General features: G+C 52.8%; 13 protein-coding genes. 7 read left to right on the forward strand and 6 right to left on the reverse strand.

What is annotated here, in order from left to right; translation table 11 throughout:
- Positions 1-35: 35 nt before the first annotated feature.
- Positions 36-461, forward strand: coding sequence for an ACT domain-containing protein (locus PsW64_RS15165; RefSeq protein ID WP_057463392.1), 426 nt, complete (start codon positions 36-38; stop codon positions 459-461).
- Here the strand turns inward: PsW64_RS15165 and PsW64_RS15170 are convergent.
- A complete protein-coding gene (locus PsW64_RS15170; RefSeq protein ID WP_208980804.1) occupies positions 453-2,534 on the reverse strand; it encodes a putative bifunctional diguanylate cyclase/phosphodiesterase in 2,082 nt (693 codons plus the stop codon). The genes PsW64_RS15165 and PsW64_RS15170 overlap by 9 nt on opposite strands.
- Positions 2,535-2,900: 366 nt before the next feature.
- Here PsW64_RS15170 and PsW64_RS15175 point away from each other — a divergent pair, with 366 nt between their 5' ends.
- On the forward strand, positions 2,901-3,515 hold the full coding sequence (locus PsW64_RS15175; protein WP_057463390.1) for an ATP-dependent Clp protease proteolytic subunit: 615 nt from the start codon (positions 2,901-2,903) through the stop codon (positions 3,513-3,515).
- Between the two features lie 126 nt (positions 3,516-3,641).
- Here the strand turns inward: PsW64_RS15175 and PsW64_RS15180 are convergent, their stop codons facing one another.
- On the reverse strand, positions 3,642-4,244 hold the full coding sequence (locus PsW64_RS15180; RefSeq protein ID WP_063304116.1) for a thiamine phosphate synthase: 603 nt from the start codon (positions 4,242-4,244) through the stop codon (positions 3,642-3,644).
- Positions 4,245-4,623: 379 nt separating this feature from the next.
- On the opposite strand from PsW64_RS15180, the gene PsW64_RS15185 reads away from it, so the two are divergent.
- Positions 4,624-5,802, forward strand: coding sequence for an adenylate/guanylate cyclase domain-containing protein (locus PsW64_RS15185; protein WP_063289451.1), 1,179 nt, complete (start codon positions 4,624-4,626; stop codon positions 5,800-5,802).
- Here PsW64_RS15185 and PsW64_RS15190 read toward each other — a convergent pair.
- The 3 genes from PsW64_RS15190 to PsW64_RS15205 all read right to left on the reverse strand — a co-directional run bounded on the left by PsW64_RS15190 (position 5,727) and on the right by PsW64_RS15205 (position 8,792).
- Positions 5,727-6,443: a DUF599 domain-containing protein gene (locus PsW64_RS15190; protein WP_063304118.1), complete on the reverse strand. Its 717-nt coding sequence runs from the start codon at positions 6,441-6,443 to the stop codon at positions 5,727-5,729. The genes PsW64_RS15185 and PsW64_RS15190 overlap by 76 nt on opposite strands.
- A 736-nt stretch (positions 6,444-7,179) precedes the next feature.
- Complete coding sequence (locus PsW64_RS15200; protein WP_063304156.1) at positions 7,180-8,268, reverse strand: alcohol dehydrogenase family protein; 1,089 nt, start codon at positions 8,266-8,268, stop codon at positions 7,180-7,182.
- Positions 8,268-8,792 carry a TetR/AcrR family transcriptional regulator gene (locus PsW64_RS15205; protein ID WP_063304119.1) on the reverse strand — a complete coding sequence of 175 codons (525 nt, stop codon included), beginning with the start codon at positions 8,790-8,792 and terminating at the stop codon, positions 8,268-8,270. Before PsW64_RS15205 ends, PsW64_RS15200 begins: the two co-directional genes overlap by 1 nt.
- 146 nt (positions 8,793-8,938) lie before the next feature.
- On the opposite strand from PsW64_RS15205, the gene PsW64_RS15210 reads away from it, so the two are divergent.
- Together PsW64_RS15210 and PsW64_RS15215 are read left to right on the forward strand one after the other, a co-directional pair.
- Entirely contained in the window at positions 8,939-9,385 is a 447-nt protein-coding gene (locus PsW64_RS15210; RefSeq protein WP_057463384.1) for a DUF1489 family protein, read from the forward strand.
- Positions 9,386-9,469: 84 nt separating this feature from the next.
- A complete protein-coding gene (locus PsW64_RS15215) occupies positions 9,470-9,841 on the forward strand; it encodes a hypothetical protein (protein ID WP_153041350.1) in 372 nt (123 codons plus the stop codon).
- 80 nt (positions 9,842-9,921) lie between these two features.
- Here PsW64_RS15215 and panC read toward each other — a convergent pair whose 3' ends face one another.
- Positions 9,922-10,764: a pantoate--beta-alanine ligase gene (gene panC, locus PsW64_RS15220; RefSeq protein WP_063291747.1), complete on the reverse strand. Its 843-nt coding sequence runs from the start codon at positions 10,762-10,764 to the stop codon at positions 9,922-9,924.
- A 271-nt stretch (positions 10,765-11,035) separates the two neighbouring features.
- Here panC and PsW64_RS15225 point away from each other — a divergent pair, with 271 nt between their 5' ends.
- Both PsW64_RS15225 and PsW64_RS15230 read left to right on the forward strand, forming a co-directional pair.
- On the forward strand, positions 11,036-11,758 hold the full coding sequence (locus PsW64_RS15225; protein WP_063304120.1) for a hypothetical protein: 723 nt from the start codon (positions 11,036-11,038) through the stop codon (positions 11,756-11,758).
- Positions 11,759-11,877: 119 nt separating this feature from the next.
- Positions 11,878-12,609 carry a J domain-containing protein gene (locus PsW64_RS15230; RefSeq protein WP_057463381.1) on the forward strand — a complete coding sequence of 244 codons (732 nt, stop codon included), beginning with the start codon at positions 11,878-11,880 and terminating at the stop codon, positions 12,607-12,609.
- Positions 12,610-12,619: the final 10 nt, after the last annotated feature.

The raw sequence follows: 12,619 nt of genomic DNA on the forward strand, positions 1-12,619 counted from the left end.
GATGTTTTGAGTGTTGTGAGAGGGAGCCATTGGGTATGACATCGCGCGGCGGACTGGATTTGCAAGAACTTCTCGCTTCCATGGAAGCCTCTCTTTCTGAAGAGAGCTTTGTGTTTTGCTGCTTTCCCAATGGCAGTGTTGAGGGTTTGGCTGAGCACTCACCGCTCGGGTTGTTCTGGGAGAACGAGGGCCTGACAGCCATTCTATCTATTGAAAATGCAGGCAAGGCTGGCGTTGAAACTGAGCCGTGCTTCCGGCGGATTTCGCTTGCGGTTCACAGTTCGCTTGAAGCGGTGGGTCTTACGGCAGCTCTTTCCAGCGCGCTGGCAGATGTGGGCATCTCTGCCAATGTTGTAGCCGCGTATTATCACGACCACATCTTTGTACCGGAAGAAAAGGCTGAGGAGGCACTGGCCGCTTTGATGGAGCTAAGCCGCTCTGCAAAAACTGCGTTACGCTAAGGCGCCAACTGTTGGCGGGGAGGTGACGGTGTGCTGTCCTTTAAGAAGGCACTCAAAGGTGTGGGGGGAGACGGCAGGAGAATACAGGTATCCCTGATACTCATGGCACTGCAGTTTCTGGATTTGGCGAAGCTGCTCTCGTGTCTCAATGCCTTCTGCCACCAGTGTCAGGTTCAGCAGGCGGCCCATCTGCACAATCATTTGCACAATTGGCCAGCGTTTGGTGTCAGCGATGAAGGAACGGTCGATCTTGAGTGCTGTGACTGGATACCGCTGGAGATAGCCCAGGTTTGAGTAACCGGTTCCAAAATCATCAATTTCCAGCGTAAAGCCCAGATCACGGAGTGCGTTGAGTTCCTTCAGTGTTTCATTGGCATCACTGAGAAGAGCGCTTTCGGTGATCTCAAGGCGAATTGAGCTGGCTGAGGCGCCTGTCTCAAGAAGTATGCGGTGCAGGCGCTGGGATATGCGTCCGCGCCGGAACTGAGCCGGAGACAGGTTGATTGAGATGGCGATGTTGTGACCGGCCAGCGCCCATTGTTTTTGCTGAAGCATGGCTTCGCGGGCGACCCAGTCTCCGATCTCATCAATCATGCCTGCTTCTTCAGCGATCTCAATGAAACTTGCGGCAGAGACGAGGCCGCGTGTTGGATGATGCCAGCGCAGCAGGCCTTCTGCTCCAACAATGCGGTTGGTCGCAATGCAGACTCGCGGTTGGTAATGGACGGCGAGCTCGTGATTGCGCAGGGCCTGACGCAGGGCGGTTTCCAGACTGACCCGCTCTTCCGCTTCGCGGGACATGGATACATCAAAGAAGCAGATGCGGTCGCGGCCCAGATCCTTTGCCTTATACATGGCAAGGTCGGCTTTACGCATGAGCGTGTCCAGATCAACGCCGTGTTCGGGATAGGTGCACACGCCAATGGATGGGGTCACCTGCAGCATATGTCCGCGCACTTTGCAGGGCTTGGACAGGGCGGTTCTGATTTCGCGGCTGATGTCGTCGAGCAGGTCGTAATCTGCGAAGTTGGCAATGAGGACCACGAACTCATCCCCTCCGAGACGCGCTACAAAACCTATGCCTTCGACAACCTCTTTGAGGCGCTTGGCGATGACGACGAGCAGGTCGTCGCCGACCAGATGGCCGAGGGTGTCGTTGATTGTTTTAAAGCGGTCAAGATCAATGAAGATGAGTGCACCCGGATTGCCGGTGATGCGGGTTTCATCCAGATAGCGTTCTGCTTCAATCTCAAGAAAGGATCTGTTGGCCAATCCTGTCAGGGTGTCGTGGTGAGCCAGATAGCGGACTTCATGTTCTGCTTTCAGGCGTTTGGTGACATCTGTGGCGCTGAGCAGGATGGCCCGGGAGCCGGAATAAGGATCGTATCCACTGCGGGCGTTGAGGTCGAACCAGCGTTCTCCCTGAGAGGAGTGCATGAGTGCGACGAGATTCGCTCGGCCCGTTTTGCGCAGTTCATCCAGCAGCGCATCAAAATCGCGGCGATTGCACATGCGGTTGATCAGGTCTTCGCAGCCATCTGGGCGGTTGAGGCGGCTTGCGGGGTTTTCAAAGATGAGTTTGCCGTTCTCATCAAACATGCTGATCATGGACGTGGTGTAAAGCAGCACCTGTGCGCTGCGGACTTGCTCAGGCTCGTTGCCAACCTCTGAAATGACCTGCACCAAAAGCGCTGGGTTTCCTGTGATCAATGGTTGCGGGGAGATGGAGCAATACACAGAGACCGGCTGGGAGTTTGGAATTACGGTGATGCACTCTGTAATGCGGCCTTCTTCCGTGACCCGGCTCAGATAGGAATGAAGCTGGCGCTGATAGGAGAGGTCATCGAACGGCGCAGGCAGGTCCATTCGGAAGGTTCCGGAGGCGTCTATACAATCGCGCAGGCTGAGGCCCAGGAAGGACAAGCCCGCAGAATTTGCCCAGACAAGCTTGGTCTGGCTGACATCAACAATGTACATGGGAACGTCCACGCGCGCAAAAGCCCGTTGGTCTTCCGCCGGGACAGGCGAATGATATTGGACGTTGGAATCCAGCGTTTCAGTATAAACAGTCAAACCCGAAAATCCCTTTGTGCTGTGTCCAAGGACTAGACACCATCCCCTGCATGTCTATATCAGCTATAGGTAGATCGTTATTTTTACCGATTATGTGAGTTGCAAGGTTATTAAAACGTTATTCCTTTGCCTTTAAGTTGGAACAAAGGAACTGAAAATGTGCATAATGCATTGATTTTAAGTGGAGAAACGGCGGCTTTCCGAAAAGCCTATCAAAAGTGAGGGGAGAACGCCCTCTTTTTCCTAGGGAATTTCTGTTAGGCTATGACTTTGCGTGTTTGCGGTCTGCCGCAGTATCTTTTAGTTATGTTTGATCACAGTCTGCCGCGTGGGGCGGTAGCTAATATAAGGGAGCATGTCATTCGCATGACGGACATTTGTGCTTCGACGTCAGTTCGCCTCGAAGGTGATGAAGACGCGCCAAAGAATCCTGACAAGTCCATCCCGGTGGACAAGCATCTTTTTGATGCGCGTACAGTGCTGATTACAGGACCTGTGACTCAAGAGATGGCCCAGGAAGTCTGTTCCCGTCTGCTTGCGCTTTCCCAGGTTAGCAGCGACCCGATTACCGTTATTGTTTCTTCTCCGGGTGGACACGTTGAGTCCGGTGATATGATCCATGACATGATCAGGTTCATTCAGCCGGAAGTTCGTATTCTCGGTATGGGCTGGGTCGCGAGCGCTGGTGCTCTGATTTATGTGTCAGTGCCTAAAGAACGTCGTTCCTGCACTCAGAACACACGCTTCCTGCTTCACCAACCATCTGGTGGTGCCGGCGGTATGGCAACTGACATCGAAATTCAGGCCAAAGAAATTTTGAAGATGCGTGATCGCTTGAACCAGATCTTTGCAGATGCAACTGGTCAGCCGATTGAGCGCATTGAAAAAGACACTGACCGTGATTACTGGATGAGCCCGGAAGAGGGCATCGAGTACGGTCTTGTTGGTAAAGTCATCAACAACGTCTCCGAGCTTGGTTAGTACCTTGCTTGCTGGAATTTGAAAAAGGCAGCCGTTTGGCTGCCTTTTTTGCTGCCTGAGTCAGGATGAGTGACGAGCAAGTTCGCTCTCCTTATATAAAGAGGCGATGCGTTATGGGATGCGCTTCTACTGCCGCCAGTTTTGGGAGGCCTGGAGCCATTGGGTGGTGCGGTGTTCCGGGTTGGGGGCGTTGATGACGTCGGAGATGGTGGCGATGGAATCGGCGCCGCTTTCGAAGACTTCGGCAGCGCGGTCTAGTGTGATGCCGCCGATGGCGACCAGATGTTTACTTGTGCGTGTCCGCGATCTTTTGAGTGTTTCGAGACCCTGAGGTTGCCAGTGCATTTCTTTTGTTGCGCTATTGTAAATTGGACCAAGGGCCACATATTCAGGATCTAGTGCCAGAGCTGTGTCCAGCTCGGCTTCATCATGGGTGGAAACACCGTAGTAGATTCCTGCGGAACGGAGTGCGCGGAAATCGGCGATTTTCAGGTCTTCCTGTCCTAAATGCACATAGCCCACGTTTGCGTCGTAGGCGGCTTGCCAGTGATCGTTGACGATAAGCACTGCGCCGGCTTTGTCGCAAAGCTGTTTTGCTTCCCGGACCTGCGATCGGATTTCATCCTCTGATTTATCTTTGATGCGGAGCTGGAGACATTTGACGCCAAGAGGAAGGATACGTGGCAGCCACTGGGTGCCATCGATGATCAGATAAAAGCGATCTAACATTGCTGGGTTTCTCGGTTAAGGGCGCTGTGATTGGATGGACAATCACCAGATGCGTGCTGCGTTCATATTTTTGGGCAAAAATAGGAGTTGATCAGGTTGTTGGCTACAAATTTCTAAAATTTGAAGCATTTACACGTTGTGCGTGTGTTGAATTGTGGAGAAAGTCTAGCAAAAAAGGCGAGAGTTTCTTGAAGGGATTCCTGTAAATGTCTGAGTTGAAAAGTAAATGATAAGAAATATTGGAACTTTTGCCGTGTTTGCTTGCGAGTGTGGTGATTTTACGTGGTCTTCTTCTCCGCTCGTCTCTGGGGTGTAAATGTCTAGTAGTGAGTCTTTTTCCCTCTGCGATTTAATGGAATGGCTGTCCAAGGACGCAAAAATGTTGGGGCGTCCCTGTCGTATCTTCGCGGCATTGGGCGAACACTTGCAGAATATTGGTGTGGAGGTGGACCGGATCTCTACGGGTATCGCTATTCTGGATCCGAACTATCATGGTGAGGGGCTTATCTGGGAGCGGGGCGTTGGTCCGCGTGTGCGATATTTCCAGCACACACCTGAGATGAGTGAGTCCTACAATCAAAGCCTATGGAAACGGTCCACTGAAGCCGGGCATATGATCCGACATAAGTTTGGGCATCATGATGAGTATGACCGGCTCAAGGTTATTCAGGAGCTTAAAGAGCAAGGGTACACGGATTACGTTGCCCTCCCCATGGTGTTCTCGGACGGTGAGGTCCATGGGCTGGCTTTTGCTTCGCGGGCGGCTGATGGTTTCAAGGATGAGTATATCAGTGTGTTTGAGCAGATCACTGCTCCCCTCGCGCTGATTTGTGAGCTGTTTAATTCCCGGCAGGCCTCTGAGAACATTCTCAATACCTATCTTGGAACACGTGCCGGACGGCGGGTGATGAATGGTGAGATCCGTCGGGGAGATGGAGAGCATATCAACGCGATCGTGGCGTTTTGCGATATTCGCAACTTCACCGGATTTTCAAATTACTTGCCAGACAAAGCCTTGTTGCAGCTGCTTAACGAGTATTTCGGCATTGTTACGTCGCGGGTTGAGCAGCATGGCGGCGAGATCCTGAAGTTTATCGGTGATGAAGTTCTGGCGGTGTTTCCCTATACGGATGATCAAAGCGCCAGAATAGCGGCGTTTGAAGCCATGTCGGCACTGCGCGAAAGCATGGCGGACCTGACGATTGCGAATGCGCGCGGGTTTCCTGATTTGCCTGCCATCCATGTTGGTATGGGCGTGCATTCAGGTCGCGTGTTCTTTGGCAATGTTGGTGGGCAGCGGCGACTGGACTTTACGGTTGTTGGACCTGTGGTGAATGAGGCCGCACGGATTGCTGACCTTTCAAAACGCCTCAATCAGGAAATGCTGATTTCGCAGTCAGTTGCAGAAGTTCTCAGCTGTTGTGAGGATACTTATGTGGGGACATACCCACTCAAGGGCTTCCCCACACCGGTGAAGGTTTATCAAGCGCCGGAATTAACAAGGTCTTGTGTGTTTGGACCCGGCAATACGGCTTTTCTCGCTTTTGAGAAGAACTGACGGCGCAGCAGCACCAATGTCACCATCAGGGTCGTTCCGATGAACACGAACGGCCCTGCATACCATCCCAGATAACCTACCGCGAAGAAGAGCGCTTGCTGGCCGCTGCTGAAATGGCGGCCTGCAAGGGTTGCCAGCCGTGCTGCGCGCAGGGATGCTTCAACAGCCTCTTCATTGTCTTCATGGCAATCATCCGGGATAGAGCCCATGACGATGGTTGTGTAGTTGAACAAGCGGTAAGCCCAGCCGAATTTAAAAAACGCGTACGCTAGAATGATCATCAAACCGAAGGTCTTGGCTTCATTTTGTATTGGGTCATCCAAAAATGGCAGATTGAGCGTGCGGGCGAGGGCGGTGACCTCATCCATAGCGCTGAGCAGGGTGACCGTGCCGCCGATGGCCAGAAGGGAGGCTGAGGCGAAAAATGCGGTGCCTTGCTGCAGGCCGGACGCGATGTTGGTGTCAGCAATGCGGACTTCTCTTTTGAGCATCGCGCGCATCCAGCGGTAACGGTGCGTGTCCATGGCGTGAGAGAGCGTGTTTTTGGACCAGGGGCTTCGATAGGCCAACCAGCTGTACAAGCCCCATGAGGAGACGAAGACGAGGATGGCAATGAAGTTGGAAAACGGGATCTGAAGCATTGGTCTTTCTGTTTTTAAGCCTGAGTCCGGACATGAGCCCGTCTTGATGCAAACGGGCAGTCTTATGTTTGGCATGATTTGCGGAGAGGGGCTAGAGGGCGCGCATGATATGCGGCTGTGTGAGCCCGGCAAAATTGCGAGAAAACAGACTCAGGATGGTCAAAAAATGGAGTTTGAGTTGTCCTATAGGGTAGCCAATTCTCAATTAAGTCGAGTTTTGAACGAATTTTTGCATAAATATTTTCAGTGAATTTTTTTATGGTTATCGATAATTTTATCAATTCTAAAGAACCCTAACTCTTTGGAGCTATGAGTTTTTATGGGGTAGGTATATCTGACTGATGAATGAGTAGTGATTTGTACGTAGTGAGGTGCGGCAGTCTGCCAAGCCAAATTTTGCCGTTTTGCTGTTGCGCTTTGATCACGGAAGGGATATTCCGTGCGCCCTGTGCTGACGGGGTCTCCTCGGCGCACGTGTATCAACCATTAAACGGTGTTTTATGGATCACGAAATTCAGAAGTCCTGCTGGGGGTTCACTGTGTGGACTGTCGCAACCCTCGGCGGCGTTATGGCGCTGCTTTATGTATTTGCAGGTGCCAGCAGTTAATCCCAAGATAACTGCTTAAACGCGGATTTTGGTAGGGATGCAGATGTGACGTCTGCATCCCTTTTTCTTTGAGCTGGTTCTAGCGTATCTTCAAAATCGATAATGTGCTTTTTGTCACGCAATGGACGCTAGGGCAGATTGCGTGCGGTTTTCTCGCCAGAGCAATTGTCTGCAACTGCCAGCACAATCTTTCCCAGATGCTTCTTTTGCTCAAAAACCTCTTGCGCTTTGCCAATTTCAGCAAGCGGGAAGGTTTGCGCGACCAGAGGCTGTATGCTGCCTGATTCAATGTGAGCAACAAGATTCCCGAAGACTTCGGGTTCCAACACAGTGCAGCCGAAGAAGCTCAGGTCTTTCAAGTAGAGTGTACGCACATCCAGTTCCACGATAGGGCCAGCCATCGCTCCGGCGACTGCATAGCGTCCCCCAGGCTTGAGGATGGTGAGGAGGTCTGGCCATTGCGGACCGGCGACCAGGTCAACCACCACATCAATGCTGTTGGGGCCGAGGCTCTCAACCAGATCATCACTGCGATCCAGCACACGGCTTGCTCCGAGCTCCTGAAGCATCTGAGCCTTTGAGGCGGAGGAGATGGCGATGACGTTTGCGCCGCGTGCGCGTGCCAGCTGGAGGGCTGCTGAGCCAACACCTCCTGAGGCTCCTGTCACCAGAACGGTCTCTCCGGCTTTCAGGTTGGCGCGGGTCAGCATGTTCTCCGCGGTTGAGTAGGAGCAGGGGAAGGATGCCAGCTCCAGATCGCTCAGTTGGCTTTGGATCGGGTAGACGTGGCGGTGATCGATTGAAACAAATTCAGCAAAGCCGCCATCGCATTCTGAGCCCATGAACCACGGTGACGTCAGTTTTTTGCCATTGGCATATTGCAGGCATGGCTCTACCAGCACGCGCTTGCCCAGAAGGGCCTGATCGACCTTAGCGCCTGCCGTGACGACCCGTCCGCACACGTCTATGCCCTGAATGCGGGGGAACTGGAGCGGCTGGCCGGACCATGTGGCATCCTCTGCCTGATTGTCGTGGCGCGAGTACCATGCTTTTCGTGTGTTGATGTCTGTATTGTTGACGCCTGCCGCCAGAACTTCAATCAGCACATCCTCAGGGCCGATGGCAGGCAAGGGCAGGTCGGTGTGCAGCTCCAACATGTCCGGTCCACCGTGCCCGGTGAGTGTTACTGCAGTCATTGTGGTGGGGAGGTTGCTCATCATGTTGCTTTCTGAGTGAGTGATTGAATTGCGGACTTGGCCCAAGTGAAGACCGTGGATCCGTGCAGGGGATAGGTTGAGACAACGCCTTCGTGGATCATGAAGAGCTCTCCGGCATTGTTCTCAAGGCTGAGAAGGGCTGCCAGCTGGTCTTTGGTTTGCTGCTTGTGGCGTGTGACGCATTCTCTGACGAGTGCGCTGTCGGGATAGGCCGCAAGGGCCGCCTGATCCATGCAGCCGTGCGGTGCGTTGTTTGCCATCCAATGTTCGATGGTGTGGAGAATGCCCTCCAGAGGATCATCAGAGGACTGGGTTGCTGCCTCATTCAGGAAGGACAGGTAACGCTGATTGCGAACTTCCAGCGCGCCGATGATCATATGTTCTTTGGAGGGGAAGTACTTGTAGAGCGTGCGCAGGCTTACATTGGCGCCGCGCTTGAGCTCTGCAACGCCGGGGGCGGTGAAGCCGCGTGCTGCGAATACGCCTTCCAGGCCTGTGCAGATGGAGTGTTCAAGATCAGTCATGATTAATTGGTAGAGTGATCATTCTACCGAGTCAAATTGAAAAATGGAGAGCGCAGTTGTGCGATCACCGATATGTTTGTGCAATGCGTTAGCTATGGAGGCTGCTATGACTGGCAAAAGCCAAAGCTTCCTGCTATTTGAGCGCTATGACGTTACATCTGGTGAAACTCTGTGTTGGCGTGGAAAGCGTTGACCAGCTGCGGAATTACATTGAACAGCGACAGATTCTGGCGCTGTCACACGGTTTGAGTGACGAGCAGATCCATACCACTCGTATGGTGCCGACTCGCATTGACGAGCTGCTGGATGGTGGTTCGCTGTACTGGGTGATCAAAGGCAATGTTCAGGTTCGCCAGAAACTGATTGATATCCGCGTGCACAAGGATGATTCCGGCAAGAAGCGCTGTGACCTTGTGATGGAGCCTTTCCTCCACCAGACACAACTGCAGCCGCGCCGTGCCTTTCAGGGCTGGCGGTATCTGAAAGTGTCAGATGCACCGCCGGATGTGAGCGGGCCAATGCTGGATGGGGATCAACTTGCCGAAATGCCAGAGGGTATGCGCCGCGAGTTGCAGGAGCTTTGCCTGATTTAAGCGGTCTCTCTTTTGCGGATTGCATCTGTGTAAGCTGGATGAGATAAACGTGGCATGTGGCTGTCTGTTCGGGAGAACCATGCTGTGACCGAGCTTATCGCATCGATTGCCGGGCCGTATCTTTTCGTGACAGGCCTTGGATTCTTTATTTCCAGCAGTTTTTACCAGCGGATGATTGCTGCCCAATCAGATGCGAATCCGATCTTGCTCAATCTGTCTGGTGCTGTGCATTTTGTGGTTGGTATGGTTGTGCTTGCCAACCATTTCAAAGTGTCCAGCATGGCCGGCGCTCTCGTAACACTGGTTGGGGCAGCTGCTGTGTTGAAGGGGGCAAGCCTTATTGTCATTCCGGATTACATGACAAAGTCACAGCAAATGGGGAAGAGGGGCGTGCTTGCTACGGGCACTGCTTTTACCGTAGTTGGTACTTATCTGAGCTATGTCGGGTATTTTTAGAGGGCATATGCCGAGCAGTGTGAAATCCTGAGACGCGGTAGGGTTCCGGGCAAATGCGTTCATCTGCCCGGAGAGTCGTTTTATACTTCGATATTGTCGATCAGGCGGGTATCGCCGACTTTGGCAGCGACGAGAATGCGTGCGCCTTTGGCATCGATGGGTGTGCCCAGATGCTTGCCGTGGCGCAGCTCAAAGTAATCTGTCGCAAATCCTGAGAGCTTGAGGACAACAAGCGCTTTCTTGCGTACTTCAATCCAGTTTTCACCGTTATGGAGTGCATTGCGCGCAGTCTGCAGTGTTTCAGAAATTGTTCTGGCTGTCGTGCGTTCCTTATCATCCAGATACTCATTGCGGGAAGACATGGCGAGGCCATCCTCTTCGCGCACGGTTGGAGCGCCGATGACTTTGGTTGGTAGGTGCAGGTCTCTGGCCAGTTGCTTGATGACGCGTAGCTGCTGGTAATCTTTTTCGCCGAACACAGCGACATCTGGCAGAACGGCCAGCAACAGTTTTGCCACCACTGTGGCTACGCCGTTGAAAAAGTGTGGTCTGTGATCTGTTTCCAGACCAAGGGCCGGGCCTTCGATCTGAATAGATGTGGCAAAGCCGTTCGGGTACATTTCCCGTGCATTTGGAGCAAAGACGCCAAACACGTCGTAGCCCGCCAGCTTTTGCAGGTCGGTCTCTTCCGTTCTTGGGTAGCTCTCGAAATCTTCGCCCGGCGCGAACTGCTTTGGATTCACAAAGATTGAAACAATCACGATGTCCGCATGTTCCCGGGCCTTTTCGACCAGAGACAGGTGGCCTGCGTGCAGTGCCCCCATGGTTGGAACCAGAGCGATTGTTTTGCCTTCTCGTCTCAGAGGTAATAGTGCAGCCCGCAGGTCGTCTACACCACGGTATACGTCTGGGAGATTTCTCATAGGCGTCTCCATGTGGGACCTCATCCCTTAATTTCTTTGCTTTGCAGCGTTTTTATCTGTTGTTGGTAATGGGTTTGCCCAGAAACTGTTGAACCCAATTGCAAGCAGAAACTGATATAACTGATTTTAGCAGATTTTGTGATTATTCTCATTGCACCAATAGTGGGTATTGGTCTTTAGCGAGCGAAATAACCAATCTGTCCCAATAATTGTTAAGTTGTTGGAATAAAATGCCTTCGTAATCTTTAGTGACGTGAACACAGGTACGCCCATGTCAGACAAGCTCTCCAAAAGATCCGGATCTTTAAACAGTCCTATAGACAGCAAGAGTGATCTTTCCAACTTTCTGGAGGCTGCCAAAGACGCGGTTGCAGCGCCTGCCGGGGATGAGCGGGGCCGTTTGATCTTTGCGCTGGATGCCACAATGAGTCGGCAACCCACGTGGGATCAGGCTTGTCATCTACAGGAAGAGATGTTCATCGAAGCGGGCCGGGTTGGGTCGCTTGATGTGCAGCTGGTGTTCTTTCGCGGGTATGGCGAGTGTAAATCCTCGCGCTGGGTCAGCAATTCCAAAGAGCTGGGCGGAATGATGCGCAAGATTCGCGTGCAGGCCGGGCGTACACAGATTCGTAAGGTGCTGGATCACGCCTTGGCTGAGACGCGGAAAAAGCGGGTGCAGGCGGTTGTCTATATTGGTGACTGTATGGAGGAAAATCCTGATCTGGTCTGCGATAAAGCAGGGGAACTCGGATTGTTGGGCGTGCCGGTTTTTGTGTTTCAGGAAGGCAAGGACATCCTGGCAGAGCGGGCGTATCGCGAGATCGCTCGTTTGAGCAACGGGGTCTATCTGAATTTTGATGAGGGATCTGCTGCGAGCTTGCGCGGATTGCTGGCTGCGATTGCAACATTTTCTGCAGGTGGCAGACAGGCCCTTGAGCGCCTTGAGCAATCGGGGCATAAAGGTGCTCAATTCTTGATAGAACACCTTAGCTAGAGCACGCCGCGTTTATTTACATTCACGCATCACGCTCGAGCTCTCTAATTTTGTGCGTATTCTGATCCGGAAACCGGAGCCACTTTTGGGGAATGCGCCTAATACATGTCAGGTACTAAATGGGCTATTTGGTCATGGGAGGATTGGTGCTTGCCATCCTCTATTTCTTCGCAAAGTGGCTGACGCAGTCAAATCCGGCAAAACTTAAAGAAGTTTTGAAAATGCTGATTGGCGGACTGCTGCTGGCATTCTGCGCTTTTCTTGCCGTCACGGGCAGATACGTTATTGCGCTGCCACTTGCGGCGTTTGCGCTGTCCCTTTTGGGTTGGGGGTCTGCGCAGAGTTTCAAGTTTCCTGGTGGATTCCCTTTCGGAGGACTGGGTGGTGCCTCCAAGAGTGCCGGTCAGACTTCCAATATCTCCTCCAGATTTCTCCATATGGAGCTGGATCATGATAGCAAGAAGCTGGAGGGCAAAGTGCTTGCCGGTTCCTTTGCTGGCCGCGCGCTGAGTTCTTTGCAGGTTGCAGAGCTCAAACAGCTTTGGCGCGACGTGCAGCCGGACGGCGACAGCGTTGCCTTACTCGAAGCTTACCTCGATAGCAGGCTCTCCAACTGGCGTGTAGACTTCCACGCGGATTCCACAGCGGGGCAGAGAGACACGTCGAGCTCGAGCGCTCTGACTGAGAAGGAGGCCTACGAGGTTCTTGGACTTGCGCCGGGAGCCTCCGTGGAAGACATCCGTGCTGCTCACCGCAGACTGATTAAACGATTGCACCCCGATAGTGGGGGTTCTGCTTTCCTGGCTTCCAAACTCAACGAGGCGAAGGATCGGCTTCTCAACAGACATTAGACTCACCGTG

The sequence above is a fragment of the Pseudovibrio sp. W64 genome (genome assembly GCF_001623145.1).
Lineage (GTDB): Bacteria > Pseudomonadota > Alphaproteobacteria > Rhizobiales > Stappiaceae > Pseudovibrio.